Genomic DNA, 22,586 nt, shown 5'->3' with positions numbered 1-22,586 from the left:
ATTGAACTGTCAGGAGCTGGCTGCACAACAGCCATTACGCCCAATCAACTGGTGCAGTCGTCTTCTGAAAATGACACAGTTAGGGTATAGCTCAGGCTGACATCCAAACAGGACGCCCTAGTCCGGGGGTGACTCGCAGAAATTGCCCTCTTCCTGTAGACTGTTGCGGCCATTGAGTTACTAAAGACACTCGATAAGACCTCATGCTTACCCTGCAAAACATGATCTGGCTGCCTACGCCGCCATAGCGCTTCGCCCCCCCGCATCATCTGTGACTGCTTGCTCTGCCAGCGGTCGCTTTCTGCTGTGCTTTAGGTTTTAACACCCGCCACAGCTCCTCTACATCCGACATTTGACCTCGTATCGACCAGCTGCACTTGGCCTGCGCCATGCTGTGCTGCGCGATCCATTGCCTTGGGAATTCTGATGCTCCACTCGTTAAAACAAACCTGGTTATCCAACATCCGTGGCGACATCCTCGCCGGTCTTGTGGTCGCACTGGCCCTAATCCCTGAAGCCATCGCCTTCTCGATCATTGCTGGCGTTGACCCTAAGGTCGGCCTTTACGCCTCTTTCTGTATCGCTGTGGTGATCGCCTTTGTCGGTGGCCGCCCAGGCATGATTTCGGCCGCAACGGGTGCCATGGCACTGCTGATGGTGACTCTGGTCAAGAACCATGGTCTTGAATATCTGCTGGCCGCCACGCTGCTATGTGGCGTGCTACAAATTGCTGCTGGCTACCTGAAGCTCGGATCGCTGATGCGCTTCGTCTCGCGCTCGGTGGTGACCGGTTTTGTCAATGCACTGGCGATCCTGATTTTCATGGCTCAGCTGCCCGAGCTGACTAATGTCACCTGGCACGTCTACGCCATGACAGCCGCAGGCCTCGGCATCATCTATCTGTTCCCCTATGTCCCCAAGATCGGCAAGCTCATCCCATCGCCGCTGGTGTGCATCATCGTGCTGACCGCCGTCGCCATGTCGGTTGGTCTGGATATCCGCACGGTCGGTGATATGGGTGAACTGCCGGATACGCTACCGATCTTCCTCTGGCCTGATGTGCCGCTGACATTCGAGACGCTGGCCATCATCTTTCCTTATTCGGCAGCACTGGCTGTGGTCGGTCTGTTGGAGTCGATGATGACCGCGACCATTGTCGACGACCTGACCGACACCCCGAGTGACAAGAACCGCGAGTGCAAGGGCCAGGGCGTGGCCAACATTGCTTCGGGTCTGATCGGCGGTATGGCTGGCTGCGCGATGATTGGTCAGTCGATCATTAACGTGAAATCCGGCGGTCGTTCTCGCCTGTCGTCTCTTGCCGCAGGCGTATTTCTGCTGCTGATGGTGGTTTTCCTCGGCGACTGGCTGAAGCAGATCCCAATGGCTGCGCTGGTGGCAGTGATGATCATGGTGTCCATCGGCACCTTCAGTTGGGATTCGCTGCGCAACCTGAAGAAGCATCCGTTGTCGACCAACATTGTCATGGTCGTCACCGTGGTGGTCGTGGTGGCCACCCACAACCTGGCCTTCGGCGTGTTAGCCGGCGTGCTACTGGCTGCGATGTTCTTCGCCAACAAGGTTGGCCATTACATGGCGATCAGTTCTTCGCTGGACGAAGCCGGCGAGCATCGTAGCTATAACGTCACCGGTCAGGTGTTCTTCAGCTCGGCTGACAAGTTCGTCGCAGCCTTCGACTTCAAGGAAGCCCTGAACAAGGTAACCATCGACCTGAATCGTGCACACTTCTGGGATATCACCGCTGTTGCAGCCCTGGACAAGGTAGTCATTAAGTTCCGCCGTGAAGGTACTGAAGTCGAAGTGCTGGGCTTAAACGAGGCCAGCGCCACTATCGTGGATCGCTTTGGTGTTCACGATAAACCTGACGCCATTGATCAACTCATGGGCCACTGAGAAGGAGAACAACAATGACCCACGTAATTGCCTGTATCGACGGTTCCACCTCGGCTCCAGCTGTTTGCGACTACGCGGCCTGGGCCAGTCTGAGCCTGGAAGCGCCGCTGACCTTCCTGCATGTGCTGGATCAGCGCCAGTATCCGGTTGCAGCAGATTTGAGTGGCAACATTGGCCTTGGCAGCCGCGAGCACCTGCTTGATGAGCTTGCTTCCCTGGATGAACAGCGCGGCAAGTTGGCCCTTGAACAAGGGCGAATCATGCTTGCAGCCGCGAAAGAACGGGCCGTGAATGATGGTGTGCGCGCACCGGAGTCCAAGCAGCGACATGGCGATTTACTGGAGAGCTTGCAAGAGCTGCAAAGTGAAACGCGCTTGCTGGTTATCGGTCGCCAGGGCGAGTCTAGTGGCGGTCTGAGTCAGCATGTCGGAAGCCAGCTGGAAAGCGTTATTCGTATCATGCACCGGCCAATCCTGGTCACCCCGGCCAACTTCCAAAAGCCCAAGAGCGCGATGCTGGCATTCGATGGCGGCGCTACAACCCGCAAGGGTGTGGAGATGCTGGCAGCCAGCCCGCTGCTGAAGGGGCTGCCGATCCATCTGGTCATGGTTGGGCCCGTGAACGACGAAGCGTCCGCGCAGCTGGACTGGGCGCAGAAAGTGCTGATCAACGCCGGATTTACCGTTCGCGCTGAGACTCGGAGCGGTGAAATAGAACGTACCCTGCACGCCTATCAGAAAGAGCATGGCATCGATCTGCTAGTGATGGGGGCTTATGGACACTCACGTATCCGGCAGTTCCTGGTCGGCAGCACCACTACCAGCATGCTCCGTACCACCACCAGTCCGCTGTTACTGCTGCGCTAATGAGCCTGGACGACGCCCTCGATCTTGCCCATTTCAAGACCCTACTGGAACAGCGGGCTGCCGAGCTGGATCGATTGCTGGGAGACGCTGAGTCTCGCTCGCAATCGGTAGAGCTGGATCAAAGCAAGGTGGGGCGTCTATCGAGAATGGACGCACTCCAGCAACAAGCGATGAACGATGCGATCCGCAGTCGTGCACGGCATGAACGTGTCCGTCTCCAACTGGCCCTCAAGCGCTGGCACGAGGGCGACTATGGCTGGTGTAACCAATGCGGCGAGTTGATCGCCTCGGGCCGTCTGGAGTTCGATCCGGCCACGCCGTTGTGTATCACCTGTGCCAGCCGCGCCGAGTCGGGTTGAAACCATCACGGCTCGTGGCGTCAGTCTGATTTAACGAGGCTTCTAATGTATTTGATGGCTAAAAACTGGCTGGGCCGAACACGGAAAGTAAGTGTTTGGATGTGGGCGCTTGTATGCCTTGTGTTGCTCACCGTATTCCAAGTACGTACTCATCACCTTGATGATCGTCTGTACTTTTGGATCAAGACCCACTGGCACACAGACGATTGGCAGGAGCGCTCTGTGTGGCTGCCTGGCTATCGGGTTGAGCTGGATGCTAAGGCGGTTCCCGGTGTGGACAACAACCTTTCGGGCCTGACCTTCGATCCTGACCTAAATCTGCTGTGGGCGGTTACCAATGGCCCGAACGAGCTGCTGGCCCTCAGTCGTGACGGTGACGTGGAGCGACGTTACAGCCTGGATGGCTTCCACGACGTGGAAGCGGTGTCCTATGCCGGCAACGGTCAACTGGTCATTGCCGAAGAGCGGCGGCAGAGCCTGGTTATCGTGGATATCCCCATCGACGAATACGGTAAGCTTTCTCCTGATCGACCATTGAGCCTAGACCAGTATTCAGCGCTAACCTTGGCGCTTGGCAAGGAGGACAACAAAGGCCTTGAAGGGCTCGCCTACGACCTAAAAGGTGATCGTTTGTTTGTGACCAAGGAGCGTGACCCCCGGCAATTACTGGAAGTGAGCGGCCTTCGTGCCAGCCTGGAAGGAGGCGTTTCCCTGCACGTCCGCGACATGTCCAACCTAGTAAAAGACAAGGTGTTTGCCACTGACTTGTCTTCGGTTGTATTCGATCAACAGAGCGGCCATCTGATCCTGCTCAGCGACGAGTCGAAACTGCTGATTGAAATGACCGACGAGGGCAAGGTGGTGAGTTTCCGCTCCTTGGCGAGGGGGTTTGCTGGTTTGCTGAAAGGTATACCCCAAGCCGAAGGCGTAACCATCGACGATGAAGGGTATTTGTACGTGGTCAGCGAGCCGAACTTGTTCTATCGCTTTACCCGCGAGACAGATTGACCAGTCAACAAGCTACAGTCAGGCGTGGCCGGGACGCTTGAACTGTTAGCGTACGATTTTTTCCGAATTCTGCGGGCTCCCCTTAATGATCTGGGATAGCGCTACAGGATTGCCTACATTTCGAATTGCCCCTGTTGTAGTGCTTTGCTCTCGATCCTGTCTATAGGCCAGCTGTGCTTGGTTGCAGGTTGCGCTCTGAGTAAACGCGGTCCCAGCGTTGACTGTGCTTGCGTCTGGCGTCCAGGCAGAGCAGTTGAAGGGCGAACCACTATTCGTCCACGGAGTGTACAACGAGGCGATCGCAACCCAATTGTCCGTGAACGGAATCAGGATAGAGGCTATTCCGCCCTCAGAGCTGGTCGCTGTAACCGTTGCATTCCCAATCACCGGTACCGACTTAAGATTGACCTGCGCCACGCCATTCTCGTCTGTTACAGACGTGGGGGCAGATAAAGTTCCGAGGCTTGTGGTCCAATTTAACTGTGTTCCCGCGCCGGTGCTGACGCCATAGTAGTCGGTGACCAGCGCTGAGATGGTTGTGTACGATCCGTTGGCCGGGATGCTCGGTGGAGCAGCAGAGAGGGTGATAGTGACGGGCAGCTCGCATGATTGCCAACCCGTTCCGTGAGAACAAACTACGGGCTGCCAGCCACTGGCACCTGCTCCAGAAATCCTGATCTTCTCCCAGGTAGAAGCCATCCCGAGCGCGGGCCAGGTGGAAAGGGCAAATGCGAGGGTCGCTAAGGCCATCGGTATTCTACGACGAGCCCGATCACGCGGCCGTTTCACTCGATCCTGATTCATCACTAACCCATTGTGGCTTGCGTAATTTGCGGTCAGCAGGTTGGCACCCGAGTCCAAATAAGACAAGCCAAAATAGTATTGCCTTTTCAGCCAGCACAACCTTAGGCGCCTGAAATTCGAGCCATCGTTTTGGTTGGAGTCTGGGCTTCCACATGTAGAGAATGTGCGAGCTGGGCAGCCGCCTAGTCGCCTTGGAAGGCCAGGGTGGTATCTCTAGAGGTGATAGAGCGCAATGCTAACCCTTTTGAAAAAATTGAGTCAGGAAGAAGGCGACGACTCGACCATCAACGTCAAACGGACGACGGTGGTCACGATGGTAGTCATTATCTCGGTGGTGTTTGCCGCGATGGTGCTTCTGGCCTTTTACGCTTCGTTCAAGGCGCTGAACGCAGCTAGCGAGGTAGACGGCGCCTGGCAGACTCAGCGAGAAAGAATTCTGAACATCGAAGCCAAGGCGGTTCAGGCCAGTACGGACGCCCAGGAAGTAAAGCTGGCTCAGGCAGCAATTCAGCAAGGCTTGCTCGAGGCCGGTAAGCGGATCACGGCTTTAAAACAGTCAGTTGAACAGGCCACTTCGTACCGGTCGACTATGGCTGCAATCGATGCCGAGAAAGCCGCAGCCCTGGCACAAGCTGATGCAGTCAAAGCTGAGGCTCGAAAGGCTGAAGAAGCTGCGGAGCAGAAAGGTGTTGAGAACTTCGATCGCTTGCTGCTGACTCGCCTTCAAGTCCATTGGGTTCGCCCGTCCGCGGCCCCTGCAGGCTTAGCAATCGAAGTTGTGGTGCAGTTCGCCGCAGACGGCACCATCACCAATGCGCTGGTTCCAAAGACCAGTGGATCTCCAGAGCTGGACGCTTCGCTTGTGAAAGCCGCGGCGGATCTGGGTAAGATTCCTGAGATCGCCACAGTCAGTCGACCCCTGTACCTGAAATACCTGCAGCAGCGTTCTATCAAGTTCGAAATCTGAATGGTTGGCCATCCCCCAGCGCCTGGCTGGGGGCTGCCTTCAAACAAGAGGCTCCCTTGAAGGAGGGTCAGCGAATAGGCTTTGCTGATCTTCTAGCGACTCACCTTCCGGCAATTCATAGTGGATTACATCGTGTATGGCCTGTGCTTTCTTAGGTCCGATGCCCTTTACAGCACACAGGTCCGTCATCGATGAGGTCATGACCTTGAACACTGAACGGAAGTGCTGAAGCAGATTGCGAGCAGCGACAGGGCCGCATCCGCTTAATCCCTCAATCGTGAACAATGCCTGGCCAGCGCCGGCTGATACCCTACCCTTGCGCATTGGAGGGGTGTACCCCTCGCCTTCCATCTCGTGCTTCACCATTCGGTACAAGATGAACGCCGCTCTCTTGGGCGCCTTATACCAAACCACGGTCTGGCCAAGAACGACGGACAGGTAGCTAAGCGCTCCGTCCAAGGCGTCTGGATGAGCACTGTGTCTGGTACTGAAGATGTCGCCTTCAATCAGCCAGATGACTCGTTTGAAGTGCATACCCATCTTGTGGGCTTGGTTGATGTAGCGAGAATCAAGGACTGATGCAGCAAAATCCGCTGCCGTCTTGCGCTCTACTACCAGGTCAGCGCTGAGCACGTAGGTGCCGGTCTCTAAATTCCCCATCTCGACCTCGGCTCCGAGCTCCCTCAGAGCTTCCGGGATGCGGGTGCTCAACTCCCGAGCGTCGACAAATAACTTGACCATGTCAGTTCCTGGTCCTGTGAGTGTGTACTCCCAATATAACGGCAATTCGACTGCCGCCTAGCTAGAGCCGCCGCTCGGAAACCAGGGCTCCTCGGGAATTCCATGCCCCTGTTTTGACTTTGAGTTTGACGTGAACCGAGTACTCTGTGCACACCAATTACGAGGTATGTGCGGTGTCCGAAAAGCATCTGGCGCTTCTGGCGTCGACTATATCGATGGTCCTGGCCACAATGTCTGCGACAGCCTTGATCATGGTCAATTCTGTACGCTCTGACTTGAACTCACAGCGTGAGGCCTACGCTGAAGCCAGCCAGAAGCAGGCGCTTATGCTGGAATCCCAGGCGAAGCACATTCAGCAGCTACAGGCCATTGTGGGGCAGCTCAAGAGCAACCAGCTTGCCATGCTCCCCTTCCTGGATCCTGAGCGTCGTCACGTTTCGTCCGACAGTCCAGAGGCCCCCGCCCCTATTGCTGAACTAAATCAGTCTCCGGTACCGCCAGAACCGCTGACGACAGCTTCCGCCAAAGTCCAAGCTGTATCTCGAGATGTACCTCCTCCGCGGGTAAGTCTGCCGGCACAAGGGATACCTGTGACCATTGCCAAACCGTCGGCCAATCCCCGGCCGGCTGCACCAACTCCCCCAGGCGTCAAAATTTTCCCTGCACCTGAATCACGCCTGGTAGCACCCCCGCCTGCGGCCGAAACTGGAGCGCCCCAGGCAAATGCAACGCAGGGTGATGAAACAATCCTTGCTGCACTACAAACCCCCACTATGGGAATGAAAACTCACCCTGTACTCGAGCAGGTAAAGGCACCCGCGCTCGTGAAGGAACCACGGGTGACCAAGCGGCTTGAGAACGTGGATGGAATTCTGGTTGAGCGGATCATTTCCAACTGGAAGCGCCCAGCTAGTGCGCGTAATGGGATGGCCGTTGTCATCGATATCAAGATGGCCCGTGATGGCGGTGTTCGATCGGCAACTGTTGTGAAATCCAGCGGTGATAGAGCATTCGATCAGTCTGCTACCTCGGCGATCAAAGCAGTGAAGGCAGTACCTGAGATGTCGCAAGTCAGCGACAGCACCTACAAACAGTTGTACAAGGAACGCCGCGTGAGATTCAGCCCTGAGGATCTTTCGGGATAACCGCTATTGAGGTGATAGCCGGCCGCTGGCCGGTTTTTTTTGCTCAGACGTACGCATCGATGATTACTACGGCATCATCGCAATTCAGCTTCGGCCTGTGTCTGCAGGTCAAGCATGTCCATGATGCTGAGGGCGTCGATATCGCGAGTGATGCGCCCGAATTCAGGAACCATCCCGTTACCGCGCATGAGGATCAGTGACGGCAACCCAGTAACGCCGTATCGTTCCATTAGCGCCTTAGAGCCCTGCTCTGGGATCTGGATGTTGAGCAATCTGTATCCGGCTAAGGCAGGGTTAATCGACGGGTTCAATGCTCCCAGGCCCAAAGCTGCGGTGCATGGAGTGCAGTCGGGAGCGGTCCAAAGAACCAGGGTACGTTGGTTTGCGCCTATTGCTGCGTCGACCAGGGCCTTGCCCTCTGTTATCGATGTGGCTGTCTTCCAATGACTGCTGGGGGGGATACTCACCGAAGTAGCTGCTAGCAGAGGCGTTGTAGGCGATGTATGACCGGCAACGCCTCCCCCTATCGTACTTGTCCCATACACGACAAGGAACGTCCCTAGAAGCTGCCTGAATGTTATTGGCAGCCGACTCTCTTTTCTGAAGAACATTAGCGCGCCCGACAGTGCAGCCAGGCTGCCGAGCCCAATCAAGCCTTCAGGGGTCCATGTGTAAGCCGGCACGGTTACGACGCACGCGAATGTAGCAATCGCCCCTCCTATCGCTGCGAGCACTCCCTTCCCTTCCCCACCGATTGTCCCTGCGATGGAGTTTTGACTGAGGAGCATAGGGGGTCCTTTGTTTGAGGGCGGGCCAATGGGTTTGAGTGAATCGTCATGTGCTGGCGCGGCGCTGTAAGGTCATTGCTAGAGCCAATCCTAGGGTTCAGTACCCAATCGGGCAAACCAAACAGATCTATTGGATTTCGGACTCACGTCATCGCTGAGGCCTCGGCCGGGCCTTCGCCAATTTGATGAGACGGTGCGCAAGCATTGCCCACATTAGGTAAGCCTCAAGCTTTGCTGTGTACGTAGTCCCAGGTTTGCGGTTGCTCCCCCCGGCGTTGAATAGCTGGCGCTGAGCACTGCACAGAGCGATTCGAAGGACCAGATTTGCACGAATTCCCTTGATCCTTTCGTGTGCGTCCCGCGGGCTCAAATCTGTGAGCCCGAACAGGGGCAGCTCTGAGTACCTCATGCTTTGGAGGTTAACGCCATTCCACATCAGCGCGGCGGTCCAAGGGTTGCGGGTTGGCTGGCCACTGACTTTCGAGCAGCATCTACAACGCACCTGCCATCTCCGCTTTGGATTATCAGCATTGCTTTGGCCAAGTACCCCCTCACCTGAGCAGGTATCACACAGCGTCAGGTCAACCTCAAGGGGGTTATGGGGGCCGTAGGCTAACGTGGGTGTCTCAATCTGGTGCTGCTCGGAGCTGAGTTGTGAGCGCAATTTTTCTATCTGCCCAGTTAGATCCAGCTGGTGCTGTTCTGGGGACAATCCTTTCATAGCGGGCATTCCTTGCAACCGGCTCCGGCCGGTCTGTTACAGCTCCTTGCAGAGCAAAGGGGTGGAAGAAAGTCGACGCCAGATAGTGTCGTAACCCTCATTGTGGGAGGCGTCGACGGCAACGATTTCAAGGCACTTCCCCTCCAGCTGCGCGCTGTACGCTGCGGCTACCGAAGGAGGTACAACCCGATCACGCATGCCGACGATATGGCGCTGAGGAATTTCGCGCAGGCGGTCTTTGTACTGCAGTGGGGTAAGTGGGGACTTGAGGGGAGTCAACTGATGAAGCTTGCCCCAGAAAATCGGGTCGACATTGCCTGCGATTGTTTGGACCTTGTTAACGTCAGATCGCATGCTGGCTAGAACCAATGCGACTTCTCCCCCGCCGGAATGTCCGACCAGCTCAAATGACTCGACCTGAAATCGGCTTTTCAGGAGTGAGAGTGCTGAGTTCATGGATTCGATTTCAGGCCTGTCGAACCGGGAGTGGGTCCAAACGTCAGTAGTGCAGGCTTTGGTGGTAACGAATTGGCAGGGACGGGCGAGGTAAGCAGCCGGGTTCAGATCGCCGGCCGCGAAGCGCAGCATGATCGAGGTATGAGGTGTAGGGTCAGTACTGGGTTGAGAAGAGGTTGCCCAGGCATGGCCATCACCTTCGATGTACACACGCATGTGCTTATAGCTTCCAGCCGCTGGGATCATGGACTGGATCGGGAAACCTGTGGCCGTAAGTACTGCCGGCTTTAAATTCCCTGTGGCATAGCTCGAAAGCTCGACCTTCGACGCACATCCCGAAAGTAGTGACACGCTTGCTACGAGGCTGACTGCAATCAGTGATTTGAGCATTCATGTCTCCTTTGATGTTGCAGTTCTCGATAGCACCCACTAGGTAGCTATCGACAATTGCATCAGGGTTAAAAAAACGGCCAGCAGTGCTGGCCGTTATTAAAATCAGACGGTTAAGACTTAAAAGTCATAACGAGCGGACACCGTGAAGGTATCGGCGTTGAAGTCAGTTTTCTTGAGGTAGCTGTAGTTGGCGCCTACAGTTACCGCGCCGATCGAGTACTCGGCACCCAGGCCCAGCTCGTAGCTATTGCGCGCGGTAGAAGCGCCAGAGCTAACGAATGGAGTGCCACCCAGGGTGTAGGTGCTGGTAGTGTTTGCCTTGTCGCCGATGAAGTCGTGGTAGACCATGGCAGTTGCGGTTGGCTTTAGGGTGCCGTCCAAGAAGTTGAAGTCTTTCTCGACACGGACACCGCCGCCGATTTCACCCACCTCGATACGCTGGCCACCGACGCTGAGGGCCGCGCTCGAACCTTTCTCGGTGTAGCCGTCGATTTTCAGATTGCTGTAGCGCAGAGCGGCTCGTGGTTCGACCAGCAGGCCGTTGTCGAAGTTGAAGCCGTAGCCACCCAGCACGTTGATGCCGAACAGATCCGCATCGTAGTCGCCCTTGGCAACAGTGGTAGCGATGTCGCGTTTGCTGGTGTTTTCGTTCTTGCCGACGGTCACGCTGGCGTCAACGAAGGCCGGTCCTTGAGTCCAGCTGCCGTAGGCAGTCAGAGCATAAGCATCAACGTCCGTCTGGTTGCCCAGGCCGTTCACTTTCGAATTGATGTAGCTGTAGGCAACACCCAGGGTCAGGTCAGGGGTCAGCTTGCCGTCAGCGCCGACCACGATGCCGCTGCTGTAAGCGTTGTAGCCGGCAACACCATCACGAGTCCCTTGGTCAGCGTTGGAGTACAGGCCTTTCACCCATACGCCAGTTTCTTGCAGTACATCACCGGAGGACAGACCGCGGACTTCGGCATTTCGGCCGTTCAGGGCGCTGGATACCAAGGTCTGGCCACCCAGGGCTGCCTGGGTCGAGCCACCGTTCACGTTTGGAGACAGCTGTTCGGCGAGACGCGCCAGTTCGGCTTCGTCGGCATTGGCAAAGGCCTTGAACACGGCGTCGTTAGCATCCAGCTTGCCCAGGACGCTATCAGCGAATGGGCGGATAGCATTGGAGGCGTTGCGGGATGCGCCCATGCCAGCTAGTTGATCCGCTACCGATGTGCCCGACTTGCCAGCAACGGTCGCAGTCACGGTTTCGCCGTCTACGTTGAAGTCAATGATATCCAGCAGCGCGGAGTTGCTGACCACCGACAGGCCGTTGTCAGTCAGGGTGCCAGCTTTCACGAGGGTGTAAGTGGTGCCGGCACGGTTGCCGGTAAAATCGCCAGGCGTTGCGGTAACGCCGATGGTGCTGCCGCTTGCGAAGTTCGCTTCGCTACCGACGCTCAGGATAGGGTTGGCCGGGTTGGTTTCGTCGCTGACGCGCAGTTGCAGTGTGCTGCCGGAAGCTACATTCAGGTCGCCGGTGAAATTGGTTTCGGTCGAGGCCAGATACAGGGTGCCCGATTTTACGTCCACCAAGAAGGCTTCGATCTCTTTGCCATTGAAGGTGCCGGAGCCTGCGACTTGAACCAGCTTCATGCCTTCCATATCGCCGGTGATGGTGCCGCCAGTCCAGTCCAGTTGAGTCTGGAAGTTGCCGTTAATCGACTTCTCCCCACCCAGGATCAAACCATCCTTCTGGTGGATGACGAAGAGGTTGTTCGAGTTGTCAGAGCCTCCTTCGTTCGGATTGAAGTCAATGCTCTCGACGCTGATGGCGGTTCCGGTCGACATGATGCTGCCGGTGTTGATGATGCCATTGGAATCGGTCTTAACTTCTGGAGCCAAGGCGTCGACCAGGCGAACTCCGACAGCATCTTCGCCGGAAGCCTGAATGGTGCCGGTATTCAGCACCGAGTTGAACCGCATGTCTTTGATTACAACTCCCGAGGTATCGTTGCCGCTTGCAGCGATGATCCCTTGGTTGATGACGTCATGTCCGAAGTTGATGCGGTCGAGCTCGATGCCCGAGGAATTGTCGCCGGAGACGAAAACCGCCCCTTTGTTGATGACGTCCTTGCCGATAGTGCCCCGGTCCAGGGTCCCATCCGAAGTGAACGCGTAAATGCCCTTAGCACCAGTTCCGTCGACCGACAAAGTGCCCGCGTTGACCAGGTCACCGCCGAGTTGAGTGTTGCCCACCTCGATCCCGCGAGGAGTGTCAGAGTCGATGTTGTTGGTCTCGCCAACCAGGGTGATGTTGCCGTTGTTCGTCAGATTGCCACCGATGCTGGCGCCGTCGACGATGATGCCGACCGGGGCAATACCAGTCAGCTTCATGTTGCCGTTGTTCGTGACGTTGCCGCCAACGGTGGTAGCGACAGCGTCGGCGTCATCGGAAGAGTCAAGATCCAAGCCGTCGATGAATTGACCGCTGCCATAAACGTTAGCGTTGTTGGTCAAGTCTCCGAGGATTTTCACACCTTCAAAGCCTGTCCCGTCCTCATCTGGTGCGCGATTGGCCTCCCCGGATAGGGTGACGTTCTCGAACACGGTTCTGTTATATGCCACCTCAGTCGCACCGCTAACGTCTTTGTTCAGGTCGCTTGGCACTACTACAGCGAAGGCATTTACGGATGCAGCGGAGATGGCTACTGCCAGGATGGTCTTGCTCAGGGTGTGTCGGCTCACGTCTTGAATCCTTGCATTGTTAGGAGGGTCCGGCGTCCGTAGGGTTTCCAAATCGCCTCGGATGTCGGCTGCGAGAAAGAGCATAACGACCGAAATCGAATCGACCAGTCAAAACGAGGTCGAGAAATGCAAAAGCCGCAGTGTGGCGTCCTGCAGGCACTTTGCCTGCAAAAGCCGGATGCCTTGGTAGCACAAATGCCGTTCGTCTGACAAAGGGAACTTTCAAAAAACTCGTAACTCATTGTATTTACTGGTTTTTTGATCTAAACGTTTGTTTGAGGCCCTCAGTGAGGAATCGAAATTTTGTGTGAAGGGTTTCACATACGAAGGTGGCAATGTACTATCGCACCCCGAAGCCAAAGAATTGGCTCATAAAGTTTGACGTGCTGGGAATTATCCCGCCGCCAGACACACGTGTAGAGGGGGAGACCTGGTCTCTCTGCCTGTAGTAAACGGCACCGAAGGCTGGGGGAGCACCCCCACTATTCGCTAGGGAAAGGTCGCACCCGAAATTCGGTGCGATCCCCATCCCAAGATCTGCCTGCTGCTTGGCCAGAGTCCAGTCACGGACGGCCCCCTCACAAACAAACGTAGGGGGTGAGTAGTGATGATGCAGCATCTGGATCCGACAATAGCTGACCAAGCGAAGGCGGCGGACAACGCGGCCCTTGGCGTATTCCACACCAAGGTCCTTGAGCTCTGTGACAAGTTCTCTATTAAGGAGGCCGCCCGCCTTCTTCGCGTCAGCACCGGATACCTGAGGACGTACTCAAATCAGCGCAACATTACCTACGCTGATCGCGACAACCGCACCCCCGCTCAAAAGCGCGAGATCAAAAAGCTCTGGGATCATTATCTGATTCATTATGAGCTGCGCCAGGTAGAGGCGCCGACAGCGCCAGTTCAGCCTGGTGATCTTGAGATCACCCCCGGCATGGAACTCAAAGGGCGCAAAGCCCTGGTTAAAGGTCAGAATGCATTCCTGGCTCGGTGCAATGAGCTCGCAGAGCTGTTCACCGTTGCAGAGGCGGCTGACATCCTTGGCGTAAGCCACCGCTTCCTAAAAAACTTCGCGTACAACGAGCAAATCACTTTCGTTGGCGGCCCTTCGTTAGACGTCAAGAACGAGTTTTACGATCGAGCTGCTGTGCTGGCTGGGCAGAACGCTCAAATCCAGGATGCGGCTAGAGAACTGAACGTGACGACGCGCTACCTGACTGGGTATGCGAAGCACTGGCAGCTCAACTTCGTGCTGACCGATGCTGCTGCGGCAATTGCTGCAGAGGGCGACTCTGACGGCGACCACTCTTACATGGCAGACATGTGCCTGGACGATGCTGCTAATGAAGTGGCAGTGACTGAAGTAGCAGTCTCCACTACTGCCGCACCTTCCGCACCTTCCGCACCTTCCGCACCAACCGCTGCCATCCAAAGTGAAATCCGATCTGAGGGTCTGGAGGTTCAGTTCGGGTTTGGCGTGCCATCAAATGCTACCCCGTTGCCTGATGCAGATCAGCTCGCTCTCGCCGAGTTCACACCTACCCTTCCTGTAGCCACAATTGATGAAGGGATTCTTTCGCTACCCACTCCACCACTCCCTAGACCGCCTTCTACGAGACTACGTCTATCGCGATCTCGAGCGCAAATTCGCTCTCGAAGTCGATCTCTTGGAACGATCACGCTGGAGCGATTCGAAAATACAGGAAACCTGTTTCTGCCCTCGGGTATCCATCCTCAACCGGTACCTCGCTATGGAATCCCATCTGAGCTGTGTTAGCGGCCGAACTGGCTTGGAAATTTGGGGCTCGCCGTTAGGTTGAGCCCCTCCTATCCCGACCTAAGGACCAGTCATGGAAGTAGCGGTTGATTCAGTTAGTTGTAGAGAACCGAGCAGTTGTGTTGCTGTGCAGGAAGTGAAGGCTGGAGATGGTTCGGATCGCCGTGCTGATGGCGGTGCGGGTGGTAATGGCCCCGGGTTCCATTTCATCGTCCCCACTGCCTTTCGGCAAAGCGTGATAAGCCAGGTGGCTTGGACAACCTGGTACGGATCAGCCAAAGCGTTAGCTGAGGTCGCAGATACTCTCATGAGGCTACGCGACCCGTTACTCCATACCGTCAGGTCCATGGCCACGCTAAACGTCCCCAAAGGAATGAGTGCACCGACAGGTCACATCGTACTCAGCTACCTCGGAATCGCAGAGCATCGTGAGTTGGTTGAGGAAGTAATGGGCGAAGCATTCGCCCGGGTCGACCTCTTCTCAAAGCTTGAATACAACCTAGGCCAGATACTGGGCAATGAGCGACGCGACAAGCTCCGATTCTCTGTTCAAACGGCGCCGGCTGAAGATCTAGTCAATACGATCCAACAGAGCTTCCCCGTGCTGACCAGCCTCTTCCATGCAGGCGCATTTTCCCGACAACTCGCGATGCCTTTGCTCTACCTGGGCGCCCTTAGCGAGCGACTGATAGATACCAATGCAAGGCCATCACAGAACGAACGTGTTCGGATCGAGATGGCCATCACGGTCCTGTTCTTGGAATTGCCGCCGTATATCCCAGGACTGATTTTCAGCACTTGCCCGCACATTATTAAGCTTTTCCCTGATCAGGTCATGCAGGTAAACCACCTCATGGTCGCCGCCCGGGGACCCCTTGATCCGTGCCTCCCTCTTTCATCTCAAATGTCGACTGAGGGTTTTTCGGCCATCGTCCAAGAGCTGGTTGCGTTCAACGCTTCATCCCAGCCTCGATCAAAGCAAGTCATTCCGCGGTTATTGGAGATGGCAGAGGCTAGCGCTCTGTCACTTCGGAATGGTGAGAACGCTCTGTCGATCGCCTATGGGCAGTTCTGTGAAGATTTGGCAGTGCCCCGTTGGAAATCGCTGCTCGAAGCTCTGGGTAAGCACGCAGAGTCGATGGAGCTGCAGTTCGACCACAAGTTATTTCCGCGCGATCTCGTGGGCCGGAGTATAGAGCAACCTCGTAGCGTATCAATTGAAGCGATCACATTGCTTCGCGGCTTGATCGCCTTGAACAATGCTCAGTTGGATGCCGACGGATTCATCCAGCGCGCCGATAAAAAGCTAGCCAAGGCCCGAGAGCTCGAGGCACAGATATCGGGCCTTAGTGCCAACCTTACCGCAAGCGCGATGCTTAAAATCGCATCACTGGCGCAGGCCGGCAGCGACGAGATCATGGCCAACCGCGAGTGGTTCAAGGCTGAACTCGAAGGTTTAGTGCCCTTGGTTCGCGGCTGGCAGCGTTTCTACGAAGATTGGGATCGCCTGCTGCGTAAAGGGCCTCCAGGCACAAATAAGCAGCCTACTGCCCTGTCGGTCGTAGAGGTGCTACCTGTAGCCAAACCAGCTGAATTGCCGGGGAATGAAGCCCTGCAGGCTCAGGTCGCCGGCCTGCAGGAGGCCCTGAGTGCCAAGAATGCAGAGAACAGTGAGATGCGCGCGGAATTGTATTCTCTTCGAACGTTCAAGGAGACCCTCAGCCTCCCTATGCACCGTCCTGAGCCACTCGAGTTAAACATGGGCCTGATGCGTCGCATCGCAGCCCGTGATGGAATCACACCGCTTGATGTACTCCTCTACATCGAGACCATCGCTGAAGGGCGAGTGGTGATTCTTGACTCGGCGTGGAAGTCGGCCAAAGACGCTTCGACCTTTCAGCATACGGAGCGGATGCTTGAGGTTCTGGATGCGATGGTATTCCCCTACTACGAGTCCCTGATGGCGGGTAACCCAGATGCCACAGCTCGGATGATCCTGGGAAGCTCCTATTCTGCCAACGAATCCGAAACGGTGAGCACAAATCGCCGGTTGCGCGGGCTTCGAGAGTTTGAGTACCAGGAAAAGGTCTATTTTTTCGAGCGGCACCTGAAGGCCGGCAGCGGTACCGGTCTCGACGGCATGAGAATCCATTTCGACATCATCGATAGGAAGGTCGTCATCGCTTACGCAGGGCCTCACCTGGAGTGTGCGACGACCAATTGATGTGGAGTTTCAAGAATTGCCGTCGGCGTCCTGATGCTCAGAGGGCGACGACGGACTTTTCTTTGGGACCAGGCTTTTAGCCCTCGGTGCTTTCTTGATCAGGACCTTGACCGGGGGCGAGCTCTTGCCAGGCCCCTCCTCGGTTGATTTCACCGCCATTGGCGCCTTCGCCGCACGTATTTTACGGACTGGGGCACTAGTAGGAATCGCTCCTATTTCTGCCTTACGTTTGGCCTTGCGAGCTTTCTTACGGGTGAGATGATTCCCTCTCCCTTTGTATTCAAGGAAAAGTGGAAGGATCTCTTCGGCGCGCACAAGCGCAACGTATGACTTTGGGATCAATTTCGGAATTTTCTCTTGGCGAGTAGCGCCTAGGAGAAGGCATTTCCGATCGTGGTCCACGATCTTTCCCTGTAGAGCCCTGCCCGAATCAAGGTAGACCGTGATTAGGATCTGGTTCCGCTGGCAATAATCGAGGAAACGGTCCTGCTCATTGGTCGAGCGGTCATACTGCGGTATGGGCCGGTCAGGTTGCTCATTCGTCATGCGGCCATCCTGGTCGCTCTGTTTGTGGGACATAGCTCGTGCAACAGTGTTGTGAACGCTAAAGCACACATTCTACGGGCGAAAGTGATGGCATAACAGTGCATGCCTACCTATTGATGCCGCTATCTGTCTGAAATTCCATGGATTATCGTAATAAAATCCCGCCTGTCAGACAGAGCCGAGAGCTGGCAGAGGCCGGTGCTCGTTAAGACATGCCTATTTCGGCTAGCATTTTGAGAGGTTTGAGGCTTCGAATTTTCCGTTCAATATACCGGGAACACGTAGGAAATTCCCTACAAAAGGGGGTTCCTTACATCTTGGGCGGCCCTTCAGCATTCGGACTTATCATTTGATGACGAATGAGTTTTCGCTTGCTGGGCGCTGCGTCTACCCTGTCAATTGATGGCAAAAGATCAGCCAAAATCTGCCTATCGGGAACAGCCCACTCATTTGTTTTCCTGGTAAAGGCGTGAGTGCTCCCGCCATTGTTCGGACAGGCGCAAGACCAAATTCGCGATCTTTCCTGGCTCCATTGAAGCGCGCTGGGAGGCCTCTTACGCATGGGCACGGAGCGAAATGACGTACCACGGCTGAGAAATATTTCGCGCGGCTATGGTCCAGAAAATGGCTGAAAATCCGAGATCATCGGTGGTGTATACCTCGGCATTATCCAGGCTCAGAAGACAGAATATGGCGTACCCGTAGGCTGCCGGCCGTGGGGGCATCCAGGGCTAATGCTAGATGATTTCTGGAACATCGATTTGGCTTGTGACGGAGGCCAACATAGTTATTCTCTTCGGGTCACCAAGCCGGCCGTGGCATCGCCCTGGCCAGTCCGATATGGGTCTTCGTGCCCTCTCAAAAGGAATGCCTATGTTCGCGTCAATGATCAGCTCTCTCGCTCCACCAATTGCTCTGGTTTCTTCGCTTCACGTAGGGGTTGAGGCTGCGAAGGACATCTATGCGCATCTGCCGGCACCTGAACTCGCACTGGCAGCAGCGCCGATTTCTCCTCAGGTCCTTTCCGAGGCAGACGTGCCAGCACTCAGCAAAGACATGTCTCCGGAGGCCATGAATGCGCTATGCGATTCCCTGGTTAAGGCTTATGCCCGAGATGGAGCCACTCCGGCAATCAGTGCCGGCTTACGCCAGTGCGTAATCGCCCCAACCCCAGCTCCAGAACTCACATCCGACGGCTCAAAGCCGACTGGTGTACTCTGATCCCCTTCAAGACTTGAGCGGCCTGCCGGCCGCCCATGCTGCAGCATGCCAGTAGCGTCACGTTTGCAGAGACATGGATATTCAGACCTGAAGTACTGGCGCGGATTGGACCCTTTCAGCCGTACCTGCGGTCAACGAAATGCTGCGATCGGAGGGTGGGACGCTCAGGCCGTACGGAGGACCCTAGCGCAGTGAGTGCGGGATTTCGAATGCTAGGAAAGTTTTCTGCACCGATTCACGGTAGCGGGTAGAGGCCTTCACAATGTCTGCGGTGTCCTTGTTATCAATGGACTATGCAATGGCGTGCAATTCCTCGGCTGTGAGGTACTGGGCTGGTAAGCCGGCATGCTCCCCTTTCAAACTCGCCCAGTGATTGTGCCTTGCTCGAGGCTGATCCGAAGCTCAGAACGTCGGTGGAGAGGACGGACGGGCGTATGCGGAATTGCCGTGCTTCCTCAGCAGTGCAACGTCACGATCAAAACGATGATGCACGTTCGGTCAATTAGACAGCCGTGACGTTTTGTTGATCGTCACCGGGATCATTTCTTCAGCATGCATTAGGGCATCGCGCGTAGCGCTGTAGACTCCATCCTGGCCACCGCAGATCTGCAACCTTTCTTGCATCCCGGCCGGACTGGATAGCTACGCTGGCGGCGTCTCCAACCGTATCCATGGCCACTGTCACGCCTGCACGTGCGCTGTCATACAGCTTACCGGCGTTTTGACTTGCCAGGCTGCCAGGGCTTCTGTAGCTGACTTCACTTGTCTCGAATATTCATCATTTGATGTCAGCTTCAGGACATGGCTGGAGCAGCAAAATAGACAACCGACACCACGATGGTAATGATCACAACAAAGCCCAAAACGCCCTCGAAGAACGGATGGAGCAAGCGCTTGGCACGAAACAGGTCGTTGAAAACCCATCTTCCGACTGCAGGGAAGATTCGCCCGAATCCTGACCATCCCCAGCAGAACAGTTCAATCAAGAAACTGCCCACAGCCCTCACTAAACCCTCATCTAGCATTGCATTACCCTCTAAGATAGTCAGAATTGCCTTTTTGCTTAGTCACCGCTCACCTCCTCCTCCGCCATCTCCACACCCGCAAGCCCCCCAGCATCACAATCTCCTACAGCCAGCCCGGGCGATCCCGGCAATTGACGTTAGGCTACTTGTAGTAATACATCGGGTTTCGGCTCAGTCGCCATAGGCGTGTCTCGACAATGAGGTCCAGAGCTCCGAAAACGACGATCACAGCCAAGGCCAATTGGCTTGTGAAATTCCAAGCCAGATCCACCGGGATGAAAAAGAAGAAAACGATCCATGCCAAGGTAAGACATGTGTTTCTGACCCCGGACTTCAGTCTGCTCGGGACCTTCCCTATGACTACCAGTGCAAACACCAGAGCACACTTGGTTGACATGGAGGTTAGGGTTTCACCGTCATAGAGCGGGAGGTAAAACATCAGCCCAACCCAAGCCGCGGTCAGGCTGATAAGAAGCAAGGCGCTCAGCCACCTAAGCCGTGCGATGCGTTGTTGAAGCATGGTCTGCATGAATTCTCCTTTGATTGTTGGTGCATTTCTAGCGGCCAATAGTACTCGCAGAGCACGTTTCCACGCATGGATTTTGGTATCGCCATTTTGCACGTGCCCAGCATTACGATCTGGCGCTGGTGGCAAATCAATAGCCGATGCTGAGAGTGGTTATGGATTCGGGCGACCAGCAGTAACTCAACAGCTTCTGCATGTGTCTAGCACAAGATTAATAGTCGAAAAACGAGGGCCTGTTTTGGGTTTGTCCTCGCTGGATCGACTAGTAAAGTGGCCACCTCGCTTCTGATGTGACCTTTCCGTGACAGCACTCAAGACGCTAGCCCTACCCACCCGGGGCCAGGCTTTCTCCGTATCTAGCAACGCTCCCATTCCAGTTCTAGCAGGTGACTCCCAATGCCGATCGGCTAGCCTGCATATCGCCAAAAGCCAGCTTGATCGTCCCGTCCCAACCCCGCTGCCGGAAGCAGCCGTAGCGCCGGCGACAGTTTTAATTCCCCAGCTCTCCTCCCTTCACTGCCGGCATCCCGGCCGCCGCCCGGGAATTAATAACATCATGACAGGCGCAGCCCTTTCCGAGGCCCATCCGCGTTCCTCCTGGTACATCTCCACTGTTCACCCTTTCCTTTAAAGCGCCCTGCCCGGCCGGGCCAAGGTGCGCGCCGCGTAGGAAAAGCTGGGGAAAAAGCGAAAGAAAAGATGCCAGGCGAAAGCCTGGCAAAGGAAAGAAAGGAAAAGCGGTTGTACAGGAGGGTGGTCAGGTCCAGGCCCGTGGTCGTGGGGCATCAGCCGTTAGGGGATCTCAAGGGGGACACACCTCAGCAAGTGCCCCTTCCCCTGTCATGATGTTATTAATTTGGCGGGTATATTTTGGGTGGTCGCCGTTTCCAAGGTTGGTGGCTATGCTGAGCGCTGCAGCTGGGCGCTACTCGAGGAGGGAATTTTGAAGCCTGTAAACTGGATTGCCGTCGGGATAGCGCGATGGTACGACTGCAAGCTGGGGCGGATGACCGATCGAGCGCTGGCCAACCTTGTTGGCACCACTGAGGAAAGCATCCGCCGGCGACGTGTGCTGTTCAAGATTAAGGCCTATTCGGTCGACCTGGCCATCGAGCCTTTCGCTCACCTCTTCGGCATCAAGTCCGACCAATTCATCGCTGACCAGTGTGGCGTGTCGGTAGAGAGTGTCCGCACGTATCGGAAAGCCCGGGGCATTGATCGCAAGCCCACGGCCGCGGAGCTGGCGGAGCTTTGCCCGATCGCGCCGCCAGCCAGGCCGTACCAGGCCGCTCTGGGATTGGTTCCCGATCTTGAAATCGCAACCGCCTGGGGCCTGGATGTGGAGGAGGTTGAACAAGTGCGCGTGGACCTCGGCCTCCCAGCTGCGCCTCCCCTCCCCGCCGCGCCCGCGCCGGTGGCCATCGAGGACTTCCACGGACCAGGCCTGGGCTACGAATCGCTGCTGGGCACCATGTCGGCCGCGAAAATCAGCCGAGAGGTGGGAGTACCGGTGTCTGTCATTGAAGACCGCCGGCAATTTTTGGGCATTAAACCCTATCAGCGGGTGTCGCGCGCCGAGCGATTTGTGCATCTCTTCGGTGTCGTACCGAACAATGTGCTCTCGAAGCTCGCGGGCGTCTCTGGTGCTCGAATCAGGATGCTACGTAGAGCTCGAGGCACCTAGGGGCAGCGCCCCTGCTAGTGGGCGCCGCCTCAACAGTTATCCGTCGATGAACGCACGGCCGCCCCTCAATCAGACGTGCTCAAGACAAAAAACCCGCTCATAGGCGGGCTTTTTTGTGGACGTTCAACCGTTTTCGTTTGGTATGTGTGGGAGGATGGTCCACGAACGATGCTCCCGCCATGCGCTTGTGCAGGATCAACCCTAAGACCAATCAGCACTGTTCGGGTCGATCAAAGCTGAGCCGCGCACGACCATCTCTTTCCCAGTGTCGACTCGCTCGACAATCCAGTTCCCCTTCCCCCCGTAGGAAGTAGCCTCTTTGGTGGTCACGAGGTTTCCAGACTTTACGAATCGGTAGGTAGTGAGGGGTTTGATTTGCATGGCACGGTATCTCCAAAAAAACGGTGTTGAGGCCGGGGACGTCCGATCGGGCCTTGCTACTCTACTTCAGGAGGTGGCGGGCACTAAACCCCAGCGGAGGGATTGGAACCCAAAGCTCGATCTTGAACAATCAACTGAGCCTTTAGACGCTCGAGCAACAACCCAATTCGTGTCAGGGCTTCAGCTCGGATGGGAGGCGGAGCACTCAGTAGGTCCTGCCTCAACTCGCCAATTAGCTTGCTAGGAGAAGGACAATTCAGGTGGGTGGCTGACATTACATGATCCTCTGTGAGTGGGCTGGTCAACATAACGTCTA

The 22,586-nt window shown here is 56.0% G+C and carries 17 protein-coding genes; 9 read left to right on the top strand and 8 right to left on the bottom strand.

Going from position 1 to position 22,586, the window contains the following annotated elements; genetic code table 11:
• The first annotated feature begins 426 nt into the window (after positions 1-426).
• The 4 genes from KY379_RS22995 to KY379_RS22980 are packed head-to-tail and all read left to right on the top strand — an operon-like array spanning position 427 to position 4,147.
• Positions 427-1,914, top strand: coding sequence for a SulP family inorganic anion transporter (locus KY379_RS22995; RefSeq protein ID WP_003090759.1), 1,488 nt, complete (start codon positions 427-429; stop codon positions 1,912-1,914).
• Between the two features lie 14 nt (positions 1,915-1,928).
• Complete coding sequence (locus KY379_RS22990; protein WP_003090760.1) at positions 1,929-2,780, top strand: universal stress protein; 852 nt, start codon at positions 1,929-1,931, stop codon at positions 2,778-2,780.
• Complete coding sequence (locus tag KY379_RS22985; protein WP_003090764.1) at positions 2,780-3,139, top strand: TraR/DksA family transcriptional regulator; 360 nt, start codon at positions 2,780-2,782, stop codon at positions 3,137-3,139. The genes KY379_RS22990 and KY379_RS22985 overlap by 1 nt, the downstream gene beginning before the upstream one ends.
• 45 nt (positions 3,140-3,184) lie before the next feature.
• Positions 3,185-4,147: an SdiA-regulated domain-containing protein gene (locus tag KY379_RS22980; protein WP_010794530.1), complete on the top strand. Its 963-nt coding sequence runs from the start codon at positions 3,185-3,187 to the stop codon at positions 4,145-4,147.
• 45 nt (positions 4,148-4,192) lie between these two features.
• Here KY379_RS22980 and KY379_RS27500 read toward each other — a convergent pair whose 3' ends face one another.
• Positions 4,193-4,846: an Ig-like domain-containing protein gene (locus tag KY379_RS27500; protein ID WP_409977293.1), complete on the bottom strand. Its 654-nt coding sequence runs from the start codon at positions 4,844-4,846 to the stop codon at positions 4,193-4,195.
• A gap of 337 nt (positions 4,847-5,183) precedes the next feature.
• Between KY379_RS27500 and KY379_RS22975 the strand changes: the two genes are divergently transcribed.
• Positions 5,184-5,918 carry a TonB C-terminal domain-containing protein gene (locus KY379_RS22975; protein ID WP_102059626.1) on the top strand — a complete coding sequence of 245 codons (735 nt, stop codon included), beginning with the start codon at positions 5,184-5,186 and terminating at the stop codon, positions 5,916-5,918.
• A gap of 39 nt (positions 5,919-5,957) precedes the next feature.
• Here KY379_RS22975 and KY379_RS22970 read toward each other — a convergent pair whose 3' ends face one another.
• Positions 5,958-6,659, bottom strand: a complete 702-nt coding sequence (locus KY379_RS22970; RefSeq protein ID WP_102059625.1) for an ERCC4 domain-containing protein — start codon at positions 6,657-6,659, stop codon at positions 5,958-5,960.
• Positions 6,660-6,832: 173 nt separating this feature from the next.
• On the opposite strand from KY379_RS22970, the gene KY379_RS22965 reads away from it, so the two are divergent.
• Positions 6,833-7,804 (top strand): TonB family protein, encoded by a 972-nt coding sequence (locus KY379_RS22965; RefSeq protein ID WP_102059624.1) that lies wholly within the window; start codon positions 6,833-6,835, stop codon positions 7,802-7,804.
• Between the two features lie 74 nt (positions 7,805-7,878).
• Here the strand turns inward: KY379_RS22965 and KY379_RS22960 are convergent, their stop codons facing one another.
• The 3 genes from KY379_RS22960 to KY379_RS22950 all read right to left on the bottom strand — a co-directional run bounded on the left by KY379_RS22960 (position 7,879) and on the right by KY379_RS22950 (position 12,886).
• On the bottom strand, positions 7,879-8,076 hold the full coding sequence (locus tag KY379_RS22960) for a hypothetical protein (protein ID WP_145994195.1): 198 nt from the start codon (positions 8,074-8,076) through the stop codon (positions 7,879-7,881).
• A 1,273-nt stretch (positions 8,077-9,349) separates the two neighbouring features.
• Positions 9,350-10,159, bottom strand: a complete 810-nt coding sequence (locus tag KY379_RS22955) for an alpha/beta fold hydrolase (RefSeq protein ID WP_102059621.1) — start codon at positions 10,157-10,159, stop codon at positions 9,350-9,352.
• A 120-nt stretch (positions 10,160-10,279) separates the two neighbouring features.
• The gene (locus tag KY379_RS22950; RefSeq protein ID WP_102059620.1) at positions 10,280-12,886 is read right to left on the bottom strand and encodes an autotransporter outer membrane beta-barrel domain-containing protein; all 2,607 of its coding nucleotides are present in this window, start codon (positions 12,884-12,886) and stop codon (positions 10,280-10,282) included.
• A 607-nt stretch (positions 12,887-13,493) separates the two neighbouring features.
• Between KY379_RS22950 and KY379_RS22945 the strand changes: the two genes are divergently transcribed.
• A complete protein-coding gene (locus tag KY379_RS22945) occupies positions 13,494-14,663 on the top strand; it encodes a hypothetical protein (RefSeq protein ID WP_145994194.1) in 1,170 nt (389 codons plus the stop codon).
• Positions 14,664-15,009: 346 nt separating this feature from the next.
• Positions 15,010-16,887, top strand: coding sequence for a hypothetical protein (locus tag KY379_RS22940; protein WP_261241507.1), 1,878 nt, complete (start codon positions 15,010-15,012; stop codon positions 16,885-16,887).
• Between the two features lie 9 nt (positions 16,888-16,896).
• Here the strand turns inward: KY379_RS22940 and KY379_RS22935 are convergent, their stop codons facing one another.
• From KY379_RS22935 to KY379_RS22925, 3 genes are all read right to left on the bottom strand, one after another.
• On the bottom strand, positions 16,897-17,433 hold the full coding sequence (locus tag KY379_RS22935; protein WP_158242121.1) for an RNA chaperone Hfq: 537 nt from the start codon (positions 17,431-17,433) through the stop codon (positions 16,897-16,899).
• Positions 17,434-19,448: 2,015 nt separating this feature from the next.
• A complete protein-coding gene (locus KY379_RS22930; RefSeq protein WP_145994193.1) occupies positions 19,449-19,640 on the bottom strand; it encodes a hypothetical protein in 192 nt (63 codons plus the stop codon).
• Positions 19,641-19,821: 181 nt separating this feature from the next.
• Entirely contained in the window at positions 19,822-20,208 is a 387-nt protein-coding gene (locus KY379_RS22925) for a hypothetical protein (RefSeq protein WP_102059611.1), read from the bottom strand.
• 940 nt (positions 20,209-21,148) lie between these two features.
• Between KY379_RS22925 and KY379_RS22920 the strand changes: the two genes are divergently transcribed.
• Complete coding sequence (locus tag KY379_RS22920; RefSeq protein WP_249414268.1) at positions 21,149-21,889, top strand: hypothetical protein; 741 nt, start codon at positions 21,149-21,151, stop codon at positions 21,887-21,889.
• The last annotated feature ends 697 nt before the right edge of the window (positions 21,890-22,586 follow it).

This window comes from Pseudomonas sp. HD6422, from assembly GCF_025377065.1.
Lineage (GTDB): Bacteria > Pseudomonadota > Gammaproteobacteria > Pseudomonadales > Pseudomonadaceae > Aquipseudomonas > Aquipseudomonas putida_U.
Note: the sequence above shows the minus strand (reverse complement) of the source record. Positions and strands in the feature narration are given on the sequence as shown.

Coding starts and splice junctions, on each gene's coding strand:
- KY379_RS22940 (WP_261241507.1), top strand. CDS start 15,010: ATGGCCACGCTAAACGTCCCCAAAGGAATGAGTGCACCGACAGGTCAC.
- KY379_RS22990 (WP_003090760.1), top strand. CDS start 1,929: ATGACCCACGTAATTGCCTGTATCGACGGTTCCACCTCGGCTCCAGCT.
- KY379_RS22995 (WP_003090759.1), top strand. CDS start 427: ATGCTCCACTCGTTAAAACAAACCTGGTTATCCAACATCCGTGGCGAC.
- KY379_RS22955 (WP_102059621.1), bottom strand. CDS start 10,159: ATGCTCAAATCACTGATTGCAGTCAGCCTCGTAGCAAGCGTGTCACTA.
- KY379_RS22975 (WP_102059626.1), top strand. CDS start 5,184: ATGCTAACCCTTTTGAAAAAATTGAGTCAGGAAGAAGGCGACGACTCG.
- KY379_RS22925 (WP_102059611.1), bottom strand. CDS start 20,208: ATGCAGACCATGCTTCAACAACGCATCGCACGGCTTAGGTGGCTGAGC.
- KY379_RS22935 (WP_158242121.1), bottom strand. CDS start 17,433: ATGACGAATGAGCAACCTGACCGGCCCATACCGCAGTATGACCGCTCG.
- KY379_RS22970 (WP_102059625.1), bottom strand. CDS start 6,659: ATGGTCAAGTTATTTGTCGACGCTCGGGAGTTGAGCACCCGCATCCCG.
- KY379_RS22980 (WP_010794530.1), top strand. CDS start 3,185: ATGTATTTGATGGCTAAAAACTGGCTGGGCCGAACACGGAAAGTAAGT.
- KY379_RS22985 (WP_003090764.1), top strand. CDS start 2,780: ATGAGCCTGGACGACGCCCTCGATCTTGCCCATTTCAAGACCCTACTG.
- KY379_RS22945 (WP_145994194.1), top strand. CDS start 13,494: ATGATGCAGCATCTGGATCCGACAATAGCTGACCAAGCGAAGGCGGCG.
- KY379_RS27500 (WP_409977293.1), bottom strand. CDS start 4,846: ATGGCTTCTACCTGGGAGAAGATCAGGATTTCTGGAGCAGGTGCCAGT.